This window comes from Streptomyces poonensis (assembly GCF_014650915.1).
Classification (GTDB): Bacteria; Actinomycetota; Actinomycetes; order Streptomycetales; family Streptomycetaceae; genus Streptomyces; species Streptomyces poonensis.
The window spans coordinates 26,126-45,476 of record NZ_BMVW01000014.1 but is presented as its reverse complement, the minus strand read 5'-3'; the positions used below and the strand labels follow the sequence as shown (position 1 = coordinate 45,476).

The following is a 19,351-nucleotide window of genomic DNA, read 5'->3' as shown; positions in this document are numbered from 1 at the left end:
GCCCCTTGCCCCCTCCCCGCTCGCCGGCGCGGCCCGGTGTCCCCCTTCCGTCCGCCGCCTCAGCTCCTCAGATCCGCGCCGGTCGCGGCCGCGACGACACGGTCCCGCTCGGGACGTATGAACAGTCCGTCGGACGTCCACCTGTCCGCGAGGGTGCGCACCGCCCGTACGAACCGGGCGGACGTCGTGAAGGGCGCCTGCTGCCAGAGGACGTCGAGGAAGGTGAGGCCGTCGGCACGGGCGCGGTTGGGGACGCCCGAGTCGGCGGCGCCGAAGGCGACGACGGGTTCCGAGCGCCGGAAGTAGGCGTGGTACGGGCTGTCGTCGCCGGTGTGGAACGGTGCCAGGTCGAGGCCGTTCGTGGTGAAGTGCATCGGCCGGCCCGCGGGTTTGATCGCATCGGCCAGGTCGCCGCGGAGGGTGAGGTCGCGGTAGAGGGAGAGGGTGCGGAACTCCTGCTCCGGGGTGCGGGCGACCAGCAGGACGGGCCCGTAGAACACCGACTGGACCGTCGGGTCGTCCAGGGCCCGTTCGACGCGCAGGCGGTACGGCATAAAGATGCGGACCCGGTCGCCGCGCCGCCACCGCCGGCTCACCGTGAGGTGGCTTCCGGGTTCGGCGGCGCCCCGGTGCCGGACGCCGTTGACCGTGACGGTGAAGCCCGCGGTGGCCCAGGACGGCACCCGCAGCCGCAGGTCGAGCCGGCCGGCGGCCTCGTGGAACGTCAGGGTGCGGACACCCTCGGCCGGGTAGTCGCCGGTCTGCTCGACGACGAGACCGCGCTCGGGCCAGCGCAGCGTCGAGGCGAGGTACAGGTTGACGTACAGGGCGTCGCCGTCGGCGGAGCGGAAGTAGACCGAGTCCTGGTACTTGGTGTGGTTCTCCATGCCGGTACCGCCGCAGCAGGTGCCGGTGTTGCCGTAGCCTCGCCGTACTCCCGGTCCCATCCCGACGAAGTAGGTGACCTCCGGGCTCGTCGTGCTCGGGGTGTCCCGGCGGGAGGCGAGGATGTGGTTGGTCAGGCCCCGCTCGTAGTAGTCCATGTACGCGGCGTCGGGCTCGTGGAAGAACAGCTGCCGGGACAGCTTGAGCATGTTGTACGTCGCGCATGTCTCGGCGTTCTTGTCGTCCAGGGTGGCCGCGACGGCGCCCCGGGCCCGGAACATCTCGCCCTGGCCGGTGCCGCCCAGGCTGTAGGTGCGCGGGCCCACGACCATGCCCCAGAAGTTGCGGGCCGCGGTGGCGTACTCCTCACCTCCCGTGTGGTCGAACAGCCGCAGATAGCCGGTGAACTGCGGGATGTGCTGGTTGGCGTGTCTGCCGTCCAGGACGTCGCGGTCCGCGGCGCAGGCGTCCAGCAGCGCGGTGTTGTCGAAGCAGCGGGCGGCGGCGAGGTGCTCGGCCTTCCCGGTGCGGGCGTACAGGTCCGCCATCACCTCGTTCATCCCGCCGTACTCCCCCGCGATGTAGATCGACCACATCCGCTCCAGCTGCTCCGCGGGGAGGTGACCGAGCCGGCTGTGCACCCAGTCGCCCATGCCGGTGACGATGGTGAGGGCCTGGTCGTCGCCGGTGAGTTCGTACGCGTCGAGCAGGCCGCGCATGATCTTGTGGCAGGTGTAGTACGGCGCCCAGATGGTCGGATACGTCGTGTAGCTCTCCAGCTGGATGAACTGCGTCTCGGGGTACGCCGCCAGATAGCCGGGGTGGCTGGGCCGGGGTGACCCGTGCTCCGCGAAGGCCCGTTGGCACTCGCCGAGCGCGTCGACCAGGTAGTCGAGCCTGGCCTTTGAGTTCCGGCTCCCGGGTGTCGGCGTACGCCTGGGCGAGGAGGGTGAGGAAGTGGCCGCCGTAGTGCCCGCGCAGGTTGCCGTCGAAGGTCTCCCAGCCGCCGGGTGGCTGGGCGCCCCGGGTGTCCAGGCCGGCGTTGGCCCGGAAGACGGCCAGGATGCGGTCGGCGGGGTAGGACCTGGCGTAGTCGAGCATCAGGTCGCGCTTGTCGCGGAACACGCCGTCGCCGAGGGTCACGCGGTGCAGCGGGAAGGGGCGTACCGCCCAGGATGCCGGGGTGGGTGCCGCGCCCGCCCCGCCGTCGGCGGCCGCCGCGGACAGGACCGGGGCGGCGTGCGCCGGCGGGGCCGCGTGGGCGAGCGGTACGGCGGCCGCGGTACCGGCGGCCAGTCTCAGCAGACCGCGGCGGCTCGGGGAAGGGGACATGCTCGTACTCCGATCGTCGGTCGTCCTCGGCGGGCAGTGACGAAGAACGGCGGGCCTCTCAGCCGGGCGCGGTCACGGTGACGGTGGCCGTGGCCCGGTGGGTGGTGCCCGCCACCGTTCCCGTGACCTGGAAGGTCCCCGGCCCGGCGTACCGGTCCGGGTCCACCGGGTCCCAGGTCACGGTGGTACGGCTGTCCTTCGAGCCGTCGTTGTGGGTGGCGGTGACGGTCGCCGGGAGGGCGGGCGGGGTACCGGCGCGGGTGGTGAGGTGCTCCTCCGCGATGCCGGTGATCTGCACCGCGTTCGTGTGCCGCACCCATACGGTCGCGGTGACGGGGTGCGTGGTGCGGTCGGCGAGACCGGTGACCGTCACCCTGGTGCCGCCCTCGGCGACCTGTTCCTCGGTGACGGCGGGCCAGGCCACGGGGGAACGGGTCGTGGAGCCGTCGGCGTGGACCAGGGTCACCTCGGAGGGGAGTTCGGGGATCTCTCCGCGGAGGGTGGGGACGTGCACCTCGCGCACCGACTCCGGCGCCTCGGCGTACACCTTCCACTCCTGCACGCCGAGCGCCAGGCCGGGGTGTCCGGTCAGCCTGGCCCGCAGGGCCGTCGTGGTGACGGAGGCGAACGTGGTCCGGTTGTAGCGGTCCTCGGCGGTGCCGTAGCCGTCGGGGGAGGGCACTTCGCGCCAGGTGCCGTCGTCACCGTCCCGGTACTCGATGACCCAGGACTCCGGGACTCCGACGCCGTCGGCCGCGCCCGGCTGCGCGTCGCGGAAGAAGTACATGTCGGAGCCGTTCACCCGGACCGGGGAGTCCCAGGTGTACTGCACCCACTGCGTGCCCTTCTGCGGCCAGCTCCCCCAGCGCGGGGTGTCGGAGGACGAGGCGGGTTCACGGCCGTCGTTGAGCGCGGTCACCGATTCCCAGCCGGAGGTGTAGGACGCCGTGGGGGTCGCGGAGGGTGCCAGGTTCAGCTGTCCGTCGGAGCGGCTCCCGGCCTCGACCACGACCTTCTTCGCCGACCGCAGTGTGCCGTCGGTGGCGGTGAGTTCGAGGGTGTAGGTGCCGGGCTCGGTGAAGCGGGCGACGGTGGTGGAGGCGTTCGGGTCGGCGAAGAGGACGGTGCCGCCCTCGGGGCCGTCGGCCGCCCGCCAGGAGGAGTCGAGTCTCCCCTCCGGCAGCCCGTCGTCCTCGACGACTCCCGTCAGTCTGGCCTCGCCGGGCCGGTTGTACGTGGTGTCCCGCCACGCCTCGACGTAGGGCGCCTGGTTCCGGGCCGCCGGGGGCCGCGCCCCGGTCCCGTACGCCTGGATCTCCTTCAGGCCGGTGGTGTGGCCGTCGCGGTGCCGCAGCAGCACCCGCAGCCGCTCCGTCGTCACCTGCTCGAAGCGCACCTGGTTGAGGTTGGCCCGCGGATGGGCCGGTGACTTGGCGGGGCGGGCGACGTCCTGCCACCGCCCGTCGCGGTCCTGGTACCGCACGGTGTAGAGGGCCGGCTCGGCGTATCCGCCCGTCTTCTTGTCCGCGGCGAAGTACAGCCTGACGTCGTCGACCCGCTGCCGCCGGCCGAAGTCGATCTCGTACCAGTCCTCGGCGTTCCCCGAGCCCCGGGCGCCCCAGTGGGGCTCGTTGACGGTGAAGCCGTCGACCGCGCCGGCGGCGGCGTGCCCCTCAGCCTCGTGGGAGGCGCGGACCGTGACCGCGGCCCCGGCGGCGAAATTCACCGCGTCCTTCGCGGGGCCCGCCAGGTCCCGGCCCGCCTTGGCGAACACGTCGGTGACGCGGTCCCGCGGGCCGTACTCGACGTCCAGCGGCGCCGGCACCGAGGCCCGTACGCCCGTGGTGCGCGCCGTGGCGTCCCCGCCGTCGGGGAAGGTCACCTCGCGGGTGGCGGGGTCGTAGACGAGGTGGGTGAGGGAGTCGGCGGTGAAGGCCCGTCTCCCGTCGAGGTAGACGGAGTAGCCCTCGGGGACCTGCCGGCCGTACGGCCGCTCCCCGTCGCCCGGTTCGTCCCACAGCACGGCCACGTCGGTGCCGCGGTAGTTGATGTCGGTGACGGCGAAGTGCGGCCAGTCGACGTCGACGGGCCACAGCTCGATCTTCCGGTCGGTGCGCGGCCGGAAGCCCGCCGCGTCCTCGATGACGGTCCAGTTGGTGGTGCCGAGCATGGTGTGGTGGATCCAGGACCGGTAGCCGATGTCCTGCGGCGCGGCGGAGCCGTCGGCCCAGAACTCGTTCTGGTCGGGCCACCTGTTGTCGCCGTCGACGTAGTGGGCCCAGGCGTTCCAGGACAGCAGCTTCTTGTAGTGACTGCTGTCGATGTACTCGCTCGGGTAGTTCCGCAGCACCGAGGAGAGGAAGCGGAAGGTGACGGTGGAGTTGATGACGGAGAAGTTGTTGCTCCCCGGGTGCCCCTGCTCCGCCGCCTCGGCCTTGTCCGCCTGGTTGGCGGTGAAGAACGGAAAGACGGGGTACTGCCCGGCGTCCGCCCACAGCCGCAGCGCCTCCAGGTACTGCGGGTCCTCGTCCGGGGTGGGCATCAGGCCCACGCTGTACGGGTAGTAGTTGTTGATCTCCTTCCACGGTACGAGCTCGTCGGTGGCCACGTGCCGGTGCTTGAGCAGCTTGTCCTCGGGGTCCCAGAGGTGTTCCAGGACGGCTCCCCGCACCCGGTCGGCGACGGCCCGCATGTCGTCCGCCCTGCCCCGCTCACCGAGCAGGTCGTACGCGCTCGCCGCGGCCCGCGCGTTGCTGTGCACGTACGCCGATTCGGTGCGGTCGAGGTGGCCGGGCCGCCAGTGGAAGGACACCGCGTCGGCGTCGTTGCCCGTCATGGCGCCCCAGTCGTACTCGATCAGGCCGTTGCCGTCATGGTCGTAGTGCTCCAGCTGGCCGCGCACGTCCTGCTCGGCGTACCGCGCGAGGTTGCGCACGACGCCCTCCGGGCCGCCGTGCACCTGGTAGGAGCGCCAGGCCGCCTCGGAGAGGTACTGGGTGTGACTGTTCGACCAGTTCTCCGGGTCGCCGGGATTGTCGGTGTACTTGCTGTTCTTCGACACCTCGCCGGCCGACACCCAGGAGCCGTACGAGTAGCTCGGATCGCGCAGGTACTTGAGGTCGTCGACGAACATGCCGGTGGTCAGCACGATGGCGTTGTTGTAGCCGAGCACGCCCTCCATGGCGGTGGGGAACTGGTAGTCGCTGCCCGGGATGTCGGCGTCGAGGAAGTTGTAGCGCAGCAGCCACCAGCGGTAGTACAGCGTCTTCTCGATGTTGTCGTCGGGGAGGTCGATGTAGGGCAGGTTCTCGGCCCACCAGCGGTTGTAGGTCTGCACGTGGGTGCGGAAGGCCGCGGCGGGCGTGGCGGCGCGCAGGGTGTCGTACTCCGGGCGTGACCGGGTGATCTCCCCGGTGGTGAAGCCGAGCTGGACCTTGGTGGTGACGGTACGGCCCGCGGGCAGGGCGAGCGAGCGGGTCAGGGCAGCTTCGCCGCCGGGTGCGGGTGTCATGCCGTCGCCGCTGAACCGGGGCCGGACGGTGGTGAGGTTGTTCCTGGCCGGCACCACGCCCGTCAGTTCCCCGTCCTCGGCGGTCGTGGCGTACGGGGACGTGGCGCGCAGGGTCACCTCCTGGCGTGCGGACCCGGTGTTGGTCAGGGACAGGTTCGTCACCGCGACGTTGGCGTCGGTGATGAACTTGGTCTGCGTCACCTCGAGCCCCGTCGCCTCGTGGGTGAACTCGCTGCGCCAGTAGCTGGGGGTCTGCGTCCTGACGGCGGTGTTCTCCCGCAGGGTGACGTCCTCTCCGTTCACGGACAGGGTGACGGTGTAGGCGGAGCGGTCGTCGATGCTCTCCCAGTACGCGACCTTGCCGCCGAAGCCGAGCCGGTCGGGCCGGTGTTCCTTCATGAAGACGGCCCGTCCCCGGGTGAACAGCCAGTCACCGGCGGGGTCCGCGCCCTTGCGGGCCAGCAGGCGGTCCATCCAGAAGTCGGTGCCGTCCCCGGACTTCCGGTCGGCGTCGTACTGGGCGCGCATCGTGCGGTGGGTGGTGAACCCGGCCGGCAGTTCCGGCACGGGGTCGGCGCTCCCGGAGTAGACCGGGTATCCGATGGCCGAGTTGTCCGCGGCGGCCGGGGTGGTGGCGGTGAGCGGGGCCAGCAGCCCCACGGCCAGGGCTCCGGCCAGAAGGGCGCGGTGGCGGCTGCGTCTTCGCGGTGCGTGCACGGTTACCTCCCGTTGTCCGTGGTCCGTGGTTTCGGTGCCGATGTCGGCGCAGGTGTCGGTGTCGTGGTCGGTGTCGTGGTCGGCAGCCACACGCGCATGGTCGAAGGCCCGCGGTTCGCCCAGGAGTGGTAGGGCACCAGGACGATGCCCGCGGGTTCGGCGGACCGTGCGGCCGGGAGGCCGCCGAGCGGCCGGTACGGCCAGGGTGCGGCGCGTACTCCGTCGGGGGCCGTGAGCTCACCGGGGACGACGACGGTGCCGCCGTCCCCGTGCGGCCCGTCCTCCGGCTCCGCCGAGGTGTCGACCCGTATCGCCTCCACGTCGCGGCCGGCCGGCAGGTCCACGGACTCGGCGCAGTACACGAGCGGCCCGCGCTGGACGGCCACCGTGCCGCGGACCGCGTCGACGCGGGGATCGGCGGTGATCCAGCGGGGCGTCATGGGCAGGTCGAGCCGTACCTCGTCACCGGGCCGGAAGACCCGGGTGACCCGGGCGGTGCCCGGAGGGACGGCACGGCGTGTGCCGTCCGGGCCGGTCAGCCATGCGGTGGCGCCGTCCGTCCACGCGGGGACGCGCAGCGACAGCGTCCACGGCCGGTCCGGGGACCGGCCGATCCGTACGGTCACGTTCCCGCCGGACGGATAGCCGGTACGCACCCGCAGCGCGACCCGGTGGCCGCCGGCGAGGAAGGTGGTGATCTCCGCGTCGGCGTACTGGTGCAGCTGCACGCCCCGGTCGTCCTTCGTCGCCAGGTACGCGGGCAGCTGGGCCAGGGTCCTGGCCACGTTGGTCGGGCAGCAGGACACCGCGAACCACGGCGCCCGCGAGCCTGAGTCGGCGCGGGGACTGACGGTGTCGCCGGAGGGCGGGCCGCCCCGGTGGCGCCGGTGCAGGGTGTTGGCGTAGAAGAAGGACCGGCCGTCGTCGGCCGGGGAGGTCGCGACCACGTTGAGCAGGGTCCGCTCGGCCAGGTCGGCGTAGCGGGGCTCTCCGGTGGCGAGCAGCAGCCGCCAGCTGAGCATCACGGAGGCGACCCCGGCGCAGGTCTCGGAGTAGGCGCGGTCCGGAGGGAGCACGAAATCGTCGCCGAAGGACTCGTCCCGGTGGTGCGAGCCCATGCCACCGGTCAGATGGGTGCGCCGGGCGACCGTGGCCTCCCACTGGCGTTCGACCGCGGCGAGCAGGGCGTCGTCGCCGGTCTCCACGGCCACGTCGACGGCGCCGGCCGCGAGGTAGAGCGCGCGGACGGCATGGCCACGCAGCACCGTGGCCTGTCGTACGGGCAGGTCGTCCTGGTAGTAGGCGCGGCCGAACTCCGGGTCGGCCAGGGTGCCGCGGCCCCGGCGGTCGACGAAGAGCGCGGCCTGGTCGAGGTAGCGCTGCTCCCCCGTCAGCCTGGCCAGTTCCACCAGGGCCGGCTCGATCTCCGGGTGCCCGCAGACCCGCTCGATGCCGCCCCGGCCGAACGTGGCGCAGACGTGGTCGGCAGCTCGCCGGGCGGTCTTCACCAGCTCGTCCTCGCCCCGGGCCCGGGCCTGCGCGACGCCCGCCTGGATGAGGTGCCCATGACAGTACAGTTCGTGGCCCCATTCGAGATCGCTGTAACGGGGCTGCTGCCCGGGGCCGCCGAACGCGGTGTTCAGATAGCCGTCGGGGTGCTGGGCGGAGACCACAGCCTCAATGAGCTCGGTGACGTCCACGCCGGGCGTGCCGCCGGGGTCGCCGCCGGGTTCACCGGCGGCCTGCCAGGCCACGGCTTCGAGCAGCTTGTAGATCTCGGAGTCGGCGAACTCGCGCCCCCGGCGGTCGCGGTGGCTCCGGCCCTCGGCCGCGGCCCGGAAGTTCCCGGTCCAGCCCACGCGCTCCATCCAGTCGTGGCAGTGGGCGAGGGTGGCGGTGGCGTTGACGTGCCGGCGCCGGGCCCAGAAACCCCCGGTGATCCTGACCTCGTCCAGACCGAGCGGCCGCAGCCGGCCCGAGCCGGGCGCGACGGGCGTGATGGGAGTGAGAGGAGTGCTGGGCGTGATAGGCGTGATAGGCGTAATCGGACCCTTGGAGGCCCGTCCGTTGTCCCGTGTCACCGATTCATGCCTCCGGTCGGTCTCTTCCGTGGTCGTCGGTGTGTCCATGGCAGCCATCAGCCCTTCAGCGCGCCGGACATGAAGCCCCGTACGTAGTGCCGTTGCAGCAGCAGGAAGAGCAGGAGGCAGGGCACCGCGAGGACGACCACGCCCGCCTCGGTGGCCCCGTAGTCGACGGCGCCCATGCTCTGCTGCCGCAGGTTCGCCACGGCCAGGGGCAGCGGTGCGCGCTCGCTGTCCGAGATGAGGATCAGCGGGGCGATGAAGTCGTTCCACGCCGCGAGGAAGGCGAACAGCCCCACGGTGATCAGTCCCGGCCGCACCGCGGGCAGCAGGACGCGGCGCAGCGCGCCCGCCGTGCCGCAGCCGTCGACGAGCGCGGACTCCTCCAGGGCGCGCGGCACCGCCTCGAAGGAGATCCGCATCATGAAGGTGGCGAACGGCAGCTGGAACAGGGCCAGGACCAGACTCAGCCCGATCAGCGAGTTCTGCAGGTGGAGTCTGCCGAGCAGCACGTAGAGCGGGATGAGGAGCGTGGCGTACGGCACCATGAGGACGGCCAGCGTCACCAGGAACAGCAGGTTCTTGCCGGGGAACTCGAAGCGGGCGAAGGCGTAGCCGCCCAGCAGTGACACGCCGAGGGTCAGGGCGACGGTCAGTACCGAGACGACGGTGCTGTTGAGGAGGTACCGCCACAGACCGGCGTCGTGGGCGAGCAGCGTCCGGTAGTTGCCGAGGCCGTATCCGGACTCCTGCGCGGTGCCGGGCTGCGGGGCGAGGGACGCCCAGGCGTTCCACAGCAGGGGGAAGAGGAAGATGACGGCCAGTCCTCCGGCGACGACGTAGTAGGGCGTCCGGCCGAGCGTGCGGCTGAGCACCGTGGTGTCCTCCCTCGTCAGGCGTCTTGTTCAGGCAGGTGTCATGACTCGTCGGCGCGGCGCAGGCCGCGGAACTGGAGGGCGTTGAGCACGAGCAGCGCGGCCAGCACGATGACCGAGAGGGCGGCCGCGGTGCCGAGGTTCATCCGCTGGAACGCCTCGCGGTAGATCAGCTGGACGAGGGTGACGGTGCTGTTGTCGGGTCCTCCCTTGGTGAGGACGAAGAACTGGTCGAACGCGAGCAGTGATCCGGTCACGCACAGCAGCAGGCACAGGGCCAGGGACGGCCGCAGCAGCGGCAGCGTGATGGAGCGGAAGATCTGGCCCCGGCCGGCGCCGTCCATGCGCGCCGCCTCGTACACCTCGTGCGGGATGCGCTGCAGGCCCACGAGGAGGATCAGCATGTAGAACCCGGCGAACTTCCACACGACGAGGAACACCGTCGACAGCAGGGCCGAGGTCGGTGTAGCGAGGAAGGACACCGGCCCGTCGGCGAGACCCAGTCGCTCCGGCAGAGGGCTGAGCGGGCCGGTGGTGGGGCTGTACAGGCCCCAGAACAGCAGCGAGGCGGAGGCCAGTCCCAGGGCGCCGGGGAGGAAGTACACCGTGCGGAAGAATCCGGCACCGGGACGGGACTCCTGGACCAGCAGGGCGAGGAGCAGTGCCAGTCCGAGGAGTACGACGGTGGCGATGACCGTGTAGAGGAGGGTGAAGCGGACGGCGGGCCAGAACAGGGTGCCGTCGGTGACGCGGGTGTAGTTGTCGGGCGCGTTGACGCCCCGGTCGCCCGCGAGCAGCGGCCAGTCACTGAGTGACATCTGCCCGACGAGCAGCAGCGGGAGCAGGAAGAACACCGTGACGAACACGGCCGTCGGGGCCGCGTAGGCCAGTCCCTTGACCTTGCGGGACAGCCGCCGGCGGGACGCGGACGCCCAGGACGGGCGGCGGCGCCGGTGCTGCGGCCGGGCGCGGGGTCCGGCCGTCACCGGGCCGGCTGTCTGCATCTGCATGGGTCTCCTTGCCCGTACGGCGCCGTCGGCGGCGTGGGAGGGGTGGGAGGGCGGTCGCCTGGGCGGACCGGGAACCGGGCGTCTTTGGACCGCTCAGTCGGCCAGCGAGGCGGTGACCGCGGCGTTGTCCTTCTCGAGGGACGATCCGTCGCCGAAGACGGCGTTGCGCATCAGGGTCAGCCAGGGCCCGTTGGGGTCGTTGAAGGTCTGGCCGAACATCGGCGCGTACGGGGTGCGGCCCTTCGCCACGAGCTCGTTGACGGTGACGAGCCTCGGGTCGGCCTCGGAGTGCTTGTTGGACGCGAGATCGGTGCGGGCCACCACGTCCTTGTGCGCGGCGACCACGTCGACCTGCGCCTCGTCCCCCAGTGACCAGGCGAGGAAGTTCCAGGCCTGGTCGGCGGAGTCGCTCGTGGCGGAGATGCCGACGGCGTCACCGCCGACGAAGGTGGAGGCACCGCCGTCGGGCCCGGGGATGGGCGCGACGCCGACGTCGAGGTCCTTCGGCATGAGCCCCAGCGTGGTGGAGGGCATCGGCATGACGCCGACCTTCCCCTTCGGGAAGACCCCGGTCCAGGTCGTGCCCGTCTCGTCACGCGCGCCGGGGGCCGCGATGCCGTCCTCGGCCCAGCCGCGGTAGGTGTCGTAGACGGTCCTCGCCGTGGCGGAGTCGAGATGCGCCTCGGTCCCCTCCTCGTTCAGCACCTCCTCGCCCGCGGCCCAGATCGACGGCCACCAGGTGAAGACCCCGCAGCCGCCGCAGTTGCCGCCGAAGAAGGTGCCGTTCACGTCGCCGCCCAGCGCGTCGACGGCCCGTGCGTGCCGGTCCCATGCGCGCAGGGTGGTGGGCGGCTTCTCGGGGTCGAGTCCCGCCCGCCGGTACAGGTCCTTGTTGTAGAACAGCACGGACAGGTCGAGGGTGTGCGGCACGACGTGCTTTCTGCCCTCGTACGTGCCGGCGTCGATGTGCGACCGTGCCAGGTGCTCGGCGAAGGGCAGGGCGTCGATGCTCTCCGTGAGGTCGGCGAAGAGTCCGCTGGACGTGTAGTTCGGTACGAAGACCACGTCGGCGGCGAAGAGATCGGGCAGGTCCCGGGAGCCGGCGGCGGCGCCGACCTTGGCCTGGTAGTCGTCGGTGGGGACGACGGTCAGCTCGATCTTGTTCCGGTGGCTCGCGTTGTACGCCTCGACCAGGGCCTCGCTCTGCGGCCGGGTGGCCGCGCGCGTCCACATCGTCAGCGTCGTGCCGTCGTCCACCCCCTCCGGGCCGGCCGCCACGCCTCCGCCGCCCGACGGTCCTTCGTCGCCGGAGCCGCACGCCGTCAGCAGACCTGCGGCGGCGAACAGTGCGACGGCGCCGGTGACGAGGCGGCGCAGCGGTCGGCGTGGTCCGGTCGTGCTCCCCATGGTCGATCTCCCTCAGGTGGCGGCGGGCCCGGTACGGGCCGGCCGGTCGATCGGGACGATGAGCGCGGTGGCACTGAGCTTCGCGACAGGAAAAAACCGGGACTCGACTGGTGGCAGGACAACTGGGTCTGAAAGCTGACCGAAAAGGTTTTCTGTGACGTTAGAGCCCGGGCCGAAAGCCCGTCAATCCCCGTGCATCAAGCGCCGGCCAGCCCGTAGTGGGCTCGTCGGTGAGATCGTAAGCGCCGTTGTCCATGACATCCCGCGGTGATCGTCGCCGACCGAAAGCCACGAAAGCCCCTGCGGAAAAGGGTTCGCGTAAGGTCTGACGCGCGGCGTGCCACCTCGGACCGGCACCGACACCGGCACCTCTGCACCGGCACGCGAGACGGGGACAGGAGAACACCCATGGCACAGGCCCACGGCCCCTCCCGGTCGGCCCCGGCCACGCTCAGCGACGTGGCCCGGCTGGCAGGCGTGTCGATCGCCACGGCGTCCAAGGCGCTCAACGGCCGCGACCAAGTGCGCGCGGAGACCCGACAGCGGGTGATCGAGGCGGCCGCGCGGCTGTCGTTCCGACCCAACCAGGTGGCCCGCGGCCTGCTGGCCGGGCGCACCGGCACGGTCGGCCTGCTCACCAGCGACCTGGAGGGCCGGTTCAGCATCCCGATCCTCATGGGCGCCGAGGACGCCTTCGGCGCCGGTGAGGTGGCCGTGTTCCTGTGCGATGCCCGCGGTGACACGATCCGCGAGCAGCACCATGTACGGGCCCTCCTCGGACGCCGTGTCGACGGCCTGATCGTGGTGGGCAGCCGGACCGACCCGCGCCGCTCCCTCGGGCGCGAGCTGCCCGTTCCCGTCGTCTACGCGTACGCCCCGTCGGAGGACCCGGAGGATCTGTCCATCGTCCCCGACAACGTGGGCGCCGGCCGGATGGCCGTCGACCACCTGCTCGCCTGCGGCCGTACCCGGATCGCGCACATCACCGGTGACCCGGGGTACGCCGCGGCACGCGACCGGGCGGAGGGAGCCCGGGCCGCGCTCGCCGACGCCGGCCTGTCCCTGGCCGGTGAACCCCGATTCGGTGCCTGGTCGGAGGGCTGGGGGCGAGCGGCCACCGCCCTGCTGCTCGACCGTCATCCGGACGTCGACGCCGTCCTGTGCGGCAGCGACCAGATCGCCCGCGGCGCCCTGGACGTCCTCCGCGAGCGCGGCCACCGGGTCCCGGAGGACGTGGCGGTCATGGGCTTCGACAACTGGCAGGTCCTGACCTCCGCCTGCCGGCCGCCGCTGACCAGCGTCGACATGAACCTCGAGGAGGTCGGACGCGCGGCGGCGCGCGCGCTGTTCACCGCGATCGCCGGGGACCACGGCCGGGGCGTCGAGACCCTGCCCTGCCGGGTGGTGGTCAGGGGCTCCACGGCGCCGCTGTCCTGAGCTCCGGCGCCGCGCGCGTCGCCGCGGCCCGGCACGTAGCCGTCCGCTCTCCGCGCCCCGCCCTGCCCTGCCCCTGACGTGGAGCGTTCACTCCCATCCATTGCAACGAACACACACCAGGGTTGTTGCATTAGCGATAAGTCATTGCAACGATTATTCAGCTTTGAGCTGCGCTTATTGCAACCCCAAGCAATAAATCGATTGCCAGATCCCTGAACGCAACGTAGCGTTTCTTCAACAGGAAACAAAGGGTCGAAGCTCCGCAGATCGAGGTGCACGAGTCGCGGAGCGGGCGAGCGAAGGGGTCGGATCATGGAGACAGCGCAGAGCCCGCAGCAGGCGACACCCGGCGCCTTGACCGCCTTCGCCCGCTTCGTGCTCTGCGGCGGCGGAGTGGGGCTCGCCTCCAGCTTCGCTGTAGCGGCCCTCGCCTCCCTGATTCCTTGGAGCCTGGCCAACGCCCTGATCACCGCGCTCTCCACGCTCCTCGCCACCGAGTTGCACGCCCGCTTCACCTTCGGCACAGGCGGGCGCGCGACCTGGCACCAGCACGCGCAGTCGGCCGGGTCCGCGGCGGCCGCGTACGCGGCGACCTGCGTGGCGATGCTTGTCCTGCAGCAGCTGGTCGCGGCACCCAGCGCGGTGCTCGAGCAGATCGTCTACCTGTCCGCCTCCGCACTCGCCGGTGTCGCGCGGTTCGCGGTGCTGCGTCTCGTCGTCTTCGCACGGAACCGCTCGCGGGCCGCGGCCACCGTCCGCTCCGCCTCTCCCCTGCACGCCACCGTGGCCCGCGCCGCGGCACCGGCCGACCCGCCGGTGCTCTGCCGCGCCGCCTGACCGTTCCGGGTCCGCCGGCGGTACGGGGCTGATGCGGCGGCGGTCAGCTCCTTCAGGGCACAGGCGGTCGGCCACACGGCGCCGTCGTCGAGCGCGGCCTGGTCACTGGAGCCGAGCGTGGCGTACCTCGTCCTGAACTTCCGCGCGCCCGGGAAACGGCAGACGACCCTTCCAGGTAGGTAGTCGGGCAGGCAGGCGGTGTCGGAAGTCAGGACAGCGTGGTGGCGGGCGACATCGCCTCCCAGGCGAATCCGTCCGGGTCGGTGAAGGAGCCGACGGCGCCGCCGAGGACGATGCGGTGCGATCCGGTCCCGTCGACGGGAACGCCGGCGTCCTTCGCCAGGCCGCGGCGCTTGTACAGCGCCAGCTTGACGGCACTGGCGTCGTCGGCGGCGAATTCGACGTACTTGCCGCCGAAGCTCTTCGCCACGGCGAGGCCCTGGCCGACGTAGAACTGCTTGCTCGCCTTCACGTCCTCGGCTCCCGGCAGGAGCACCATCTCGTCGATCTCCCGGGTGGCCGGACCGGTGTCCTCTTTCGCCGAGGTCGCGACCTTCCAGATTTCTTCAGTCCGGGGCCTGGACGACACCGCCGTAGCCCACAGCGGCTTCGCGGCGGGCTTCAGCCATGACATCCATCGCATCCGTGGAGTGCGTTCAGCACACTGGGCTCCGTACCGGCGGAAGCAGGTGGTGACAGCCGTTCCGTACCCTGGCGGCATGCGTATGCGCCCCACTCTGAGCTGGACTCCCGCCGAGGACCTGCCGCCGGGCACCACCGATCTGGAGCCGGTCGCCGACGCGCTGACCACCGGCGGTGTGCTGGTCCTCAGCGGGGCGGGCATCTCCACGGAGTCGGGCATCCCCGACTACCGGGGTGAGGGCGGGAGCCTGAGCCGGCACACCCCGATGACCTACCAGGACTTCACCGCCGACGCCCAGGCCCGGCGCCGGTACTGGGCGCGCAGCCACCTCGGCTGGCGCACCTTCGGCCGCGCCCGCCCCAACGCCGGGCACCGGGCCGTGGCCGCGTTCGGGCGGCACGGTCTGCTCTCGGGCGTGATCACCCAGAACGTCGACGGTCTGCACCAGGCCGCCGGCAGCGAGGGCGTCGTGGAACTGCATGGAAGCCTGGACCGGGTGGTCTGTCTGTCCTGCGGCTCCTTCAGCCCGCGCCGCGAACTCGCCCGGCGGTTGGAGGAGGCCAATCCCGGGTTCGAGCCGGTGGCCGCCGGGATCAACCCGGACGGTGATGCCGACCTCACCGACGACCAGGTCGGGGACTTCCGCGTGGTGCCCTGCGCGGTCTGCGGCGGCGTCCTCAAACCGGACGTGGTGTTCTTCGGCGAAGCCGTCCCGCCGCGGCGGGTCGAGCACTGCCGCGAGCTGGTCCGTGAGGCGGCCTCGCTGCTGGTCCTGGGATCCTCACTGACAGTGATGTCCGGACTCCGTTTCGTCCGCCAGGCGGCCCAGGCCGGAAAGCCTGTCCTGATCGTCAACCGGGACCCGACCCGAGGCGACCGGCACGCCCTCACCCGGGTCGCGCTCCCCCTGGGAACGGCCCTCACCACCGTCGCCGGCCGGCTGGACATCCCCGTCGACGACTGAGCGGCAGCCTGGGGCAGACCTTGACGGAGGCAGGGGGCCACCGGCATCAAGGTCGCCCCGGCCTGGTGCTCGCCGCGGCGCCCCGCCCATGGCCGGGAACTCTCTGCTGCGGCTGTCCGGGCCGACGCTGCGGGCCCGGATCGACTTTCCGCAGCGGCGTGCGGGCATCGCCGGAGGAGTCGGCCGTCGTGCTGGTGACCGCTCTGGTGGCCGTCACCGGAGCCACCACCAAGACTGCCGCGCTCCGGCTGATCGGAGCCGGGTGAGGGGCGGTTGACCAGGTGCATCCAGACACATCCAGATGCACCGGGCGGGCGCCACTCTCCTCGCCGGGCCGATCGAGCCGACCTGTGGAGACGTCATGACGTCGGAGCAGTAATCGGGTGCGCACTCGGAGGAGGGCAAAGGACTTTGCGGGCAGAGCTCGGCGCCTCCGTGATTCTCGGGTGGATGACACGCCGAGCCGATTCCCGGCTTCCCTTCCCGCGTTGCGTGCCGCGGCACGTGAAGCCGGTTTCACCATGTCCTGCGAGGAGCGCACCGGCAGCTTGCTGACCGTCCTCGCGGCTGCCCTTCCCGGTGGCCGCATCCTGGAGCTCGGCACGGGGGTGGGCGAGGGCACCGCCTGGCTGCTCAGCGGGATGGACGGTGCTTCCCGCCTGGTCACGGTCGAACTCGACGAGGCCCTGCAGAAGGTGGCCCGCGAGCAGCTGGGGTCCGACGCACGGGTGACCTTCGTGGCCGGAGACGGCGGTGCCTGGCTGGAGAACTACGACGGGCAGCCCTTCGACCTGGTGTTCGCGGACACCTGGCCCGGCAAGTTCACGCACCTGGAACGGGCCCTGGACCTCGTGGCCGCTGGCGGGACCTATCTGATCGACGACCTTGCCCCGCAGCCTGGCTGGCCGGAAGACCACCGTTCCTCGGTCGAGCACCTGCTGACCCGCCTGGAAGAACGCGAGGACTTCCGCTCCGTCCGCATGGCCTGGGCGAGCGGGCTCCTCATGGCGGTCCGGTCAGCCCGGCCCTGAGAGCGTCAGCGTCGCGAAGTCACGACGGGTCTGCCGGTACGCCGGGCCGACCCGCGCGGGCGCCGCGCCACATGCGGGGGAAGGCCGGCGACGGCACTCTGATCGGGAGTCGTGCGTCACCGGCCGCCGGGGTTTCGCGCGGCCGGTGACACGTTGAACGGCCCTCGGCGCGTTTCCGTCCCATGCGGCGCATCATGGTGAGCGGGCGACCATTTCGGAGGCCGGAATGGTCAAGCGTGTTGTCCGGGTGCGGCGCGTCTACGAGCCGCCCCGGCCCGACGACGGCTTCCGCGTCCTGGTGGACCGCATCTGGCCGCGCGGGCTGGCCAAGGACGCCGCCGCCCTGGACGACTGGGCCAAGGACGCCGCCCCCTCCACCGAGCTGCGCCGCTGGTACGGACACGTCCCGGAGCGCTTCGAGGAGTTCGCCCGCCGGTACCGGGCGGAGCTCGAGGCGCCCGGACCGCAGGTGGCCCTCGCCCGGCTCCGTGCACTCGCGGAGGCCGACCGGCTGACGCTGCTGACCGCGACGAAGGATCTGGACCATGCCCATACCCGGGTGCTGGCCCGGGTCGTGGACGGCAGCCGGTCCGGCGGAGCGGCCGGGACCGGTCCGGGCTCAGGCTGACACCACCAGGCCTGGCACAGGCACAGACACAGACACAGACACCCGCGGTAACGCAGCCACCCGTTCCCGGAACGCATCACACCTGTGGCATGCCCGGCGCGCCCCGAGCCACTGTGCGCGCCCCGGCGACGGGTACCGCGACCTACCGTCCTGGCAGCGGCGATCCCCGCCGGTGGGCGGTCGAGCGCACGCTCGGCCGGCTGATGTCCACCGCCGCCCGGCCCGCGGTCGCGAGCCCCGCCCACCGCTCCGCAGCCACGTGCCACCCACCTCGCCATGACCGGCCCTCCGGCCCGCCGCCTCACCGGGGGAAGTGACCCTCTCCTGGCGCGACTTGAGAGAACGGCCTTTCAGAGACGATGTGCTCTCCCCGTTGCATTGAGGAAATCGCAGTGGTGAAGGGCGCATGTACCGGCGTGTGCGCATTCGGAGTCGCAGCCAGGCTTCCCGCATTCGGTGCCCTTGCCACCCGCCCACGCGGAATGCGCACGCCACCAGGCGCTTCTGCCCCGCGATCGGCAGCCGGGAACGGCCCTCACAGCCACCGTTCCCCATAGTTCGCGCAGCAGGATGCGTCTCGGAATTCCCTCGAGGTTTTCACACGTACCGATGCGCGCACCTCAAGTTCACCCGCACAGGTGATGTGCCCGCAGCGCCTCCGCCGCCCGCGCGGATAGCGTGCATCCGCAACTCCGGTGAAGGGGAAGAAATTGGGGTGGACACGCGGTCGCGGCGCGGCACGGGAGAACTCGGCCGAGGACGCTGACGAGCGGCGCCGGCTGTCCACCCTCGACCTCGTGGGTTTGGCAGCCGGCGGAGTCATGGGATCCGGATGGCTGTCGACCGCCGGTTCTGCCTACGCCGATGTCGGCAGTCGGGCCATATGGGCGTGGGTGATCGGCGGGGCGCTGATGCTGCTGATCGCCGTCGTGATGGTCGAACTGGGCATCGCCCTCCCCAAGACGGGCGGGCTGATCTTCCTCCCTCTGCAGGCCGCCGGGCCGCTCGTGGCCACTGTTGTGGCCGCCGGGCTGTGGATCGTGTACGCGGCGAACCCGGCGAGCGAGGCGGTGGCCATGGTCCGTGGGCTGGCACACTGGCTCCCCCAGCTGCTGCCCGGAGCGGAGAGTCGCTCCGGCCTCTCCACTACGGGCTGGCTGTGCGCCGTCGTGTTCCTGGCACTGATCGTGGGCCTCAATATGCTGCCGCCCCGTCGGCTGATCAGGCTGAATTTCTTCGTCACCGTGGTGAAGGTCGTCATTCCCGTACTGGCTGTCATCTGCCTGGGGTTCGCCGCTGCCGACGGCTGTACGCAGGCCTCCGTCCAGTTCCTCAGCGAACGGCCGGGGACCCCCAAGGGTGACGAGGTCGGGAAGCTGGAAACCCTGTCCGTGGTGCTGGGCGGCGGAGTCATCTACGCGTACATCGGTTTCCAGGCTCCGCTGGACTTCGCCGGCAACGTCAAACGGCGCGGCATGGGAGAGGCCGCGCGCCTGCGATGGGCGGTGTACGGCACTCTTGTCGGCGCATTCCTGGTGTATACGGCGTTGCAGTGTGTGTTCATCAGACACTGTGGGAGGCAGCTCGGCGAGGGAATGATCGAATCGCCGTATTCCCGGTTCGCCTATGTTCTGCACATGACCGGGCTGGCCTGGCTGCTCCGCCTGAACGCCATCCTGTCTCCGATGGGCTCCGGCATCGTCTTCGCGCACGCACTGACCCGTGAGGTCGCCGCCCTCAGCCGCGCCCATCTCACCCACCGGGGACTGCAGACGGCGCGCCGGGCCTCGTTCCGGTTCCGGGGCGGCGAGATCGACGCGTACTGGCTGATCCTGCTGGTCAACTTCGCCATCGGCCTGGCGATGCTCGCCCTGGCCCGCGGTCATTGGGGGGAGCTGGTCGCCCTCAACAGCGTTCCCTCGCTGGTGGTGTACGCCATGCCGGGCGTCGTCCTGGTCGCGCTGAAACTACCGGCGTTCCGGGGCACGCG

At 71.4% G+C, this 19,351-nt stretch carries 11 protein-coding genes and 2 pseudogenes; 6 read left to right on the top strand and 7 right to left on the bottom strand.

Going from position 1 to position 19,351, the window contains the following annotated elements:
- Positions 1-59: 59 nt before the first annotated feature.
- The 6 genes and pseudogenes from IE242_RS27665 to IE242_RS27640 form a co-directional block, all read right to left on the bottom strand.
- Positions 60-2,217: pseudogene (locus IE242_RS27665) on the bottom strand (glycoside hydrolase family 127 protein).
- Positions 2,218-2,275: 58 nt separating this feature from the next.
- Complete coding sequence (locus tag IE242_RS27660) at positions 2,276-6,535, bottom strand: Ig-like domain-containing protein (protein ID WP_189863955.1); 4,260 nt, start codon at positions 6,533-6,535, stop codon at positions 2,276-2,278.
- Positions 6,448-8,574: a glycoside hydrolase family 127 protein gene (locus IE242_RS27655; protein WP_189863953.1), complete on the bottom strand. Its 2,127-nt coding sequence runs from the start codon at positions 8,572-8,574 to the stop codon at positions 6,448-6,450. Before IE242_RS27655 ends, IE242_RS27660 begins: the two co-directional genes overlap by 88 nt.
- An 8-nt stretch (positions 8,575-8,582) precedes the next feature.
- Positions 8,583-9,404 carry a carbohydrate ABC transporter permease gene (locus IE242_RS27650; protein ID WP_189863951.1) on the bottom strand — a complete coding sequence of 274 codons (822 nt, stop codon included), beginning with the start codon at positions 9,402-9,404 and terminating at the stop codon, positions 8,583-8,585.
- Positions 9,405-9,445: 41 nt separating this feature from the next.
- Positions 9,446-10,408, bottom strand: coding sequence for a carbohydrate ABC transporter permease (locus tag IE242_RS27645; RefSeq protein ID WP_373299601.1), 963 nt, complete (start codon positions 10,406-10,408; stop codon positions 9,446-9,448).
- Between the two features lie 99 nt (positions 10,409-10,507).
- Positions 10,508-11,821, bottom strand: coding sequence for an ABC transporter substrate-binding protein (locus tag IE242_RS27640; RefSeq protein ID WP_189863947.1), 1,314 nt, complete (start codon positions 11,819-11,821; stop codon positions 10,508-10,510).
- A 408-nt stretch (positions 11,822-12,229) separates the two neighbouring features.
- Between IE242_RS27640 and IE242_RS27635 the strand changes: the two genes are divergently transcribed.
- Together IE242_RS27635 and IE242_RS27630 are read left to right on the top strand one after the other, a co-directional pair.
- Positions 12,230-13,258 (top strand): LacI family DNA-binding transcriptional regulator, encoded by a 1,029-nt coding sequence (locus IE242_RS27635; RefSeq protein ID WP_189863945.1) that lies wholly within the window; start codon positions 12,230-12,232, stop codon positions 13,256-13,258.
- 312 nt (positions 13,259-13,570) lie between these two features.
- The gene (locus tag IE242_RS27630) at positions 13,571-14,095 is read left to right on the top strand and encodes a hypothetical protein (RefSeq protein WP_189863943.1); all 525 of its coding nucleotides are present in this window, start codon (positions 13,571-13,573) and stop codon (positions 14,093-14,095) included.
- 208 nt (positions 14,096-14,303) lie between these two features.
- Here IE242_RS27630 and IE242_RS27625 read toward each other — a convergent pair.
- Positions 14,304-14,720 (bottom strand): annotated as a pseudogene (locus IE242_RS27625) (VOC family protein); the annotation flags it as partial.
- A gap of 94 nt (positions 14,721-14,814) precedes the next feature.
- On the opposite strand from IE242_RS27625, the gene IE242_RS27620 reads away from it, so the two are divergent.
- The 4 genes from IE242_RS27620 to IE242_RS27605 all read left to right on the top strand — a co-directional run.
- Positions 14,815-15,702 carry an NAD-dependent protein deacetylase gene (locus IE242_RS27620; protein ID WP_189863941.1) on the top strand — a complete coding sequence of 296 codons (888 nt, stop codon included), beginning with the start codon at positions 14,815-14,817 and terminating at the stop codon, positions 15,700-15,702.
- A 446-nt stretch (positions 15,703-16,148) separates the two neighbouring features.
- Positions 16,149-16,733, top strand: coding sequence for an O-methyltransferase (locus IE242_RS27615; protein ID WP_189863939.1), 585 nt, complete (start codon positions 16,149-16,151; stop codon positions 16,731-16,733).
- Between the two features lie 226 nt (positions 16,734-16,959).
- Entirely contained in the window at positions 16,960-17,361 is a 402-nt protein-coding gene (locus IE242_RS27610; protein ID WP_189863937.1) for a DUF488 domain-containing protein, read from the top strand.
- Between the two features lie 797 nt (positions 17,362-18,158).
- On the top strand, positions 18,159-19,351 hold a 1,193-nt coding region (locus IE242_RS27605; RefSeq protein WP_189863935.1), incomplete at its 3' end, for an APC family permease.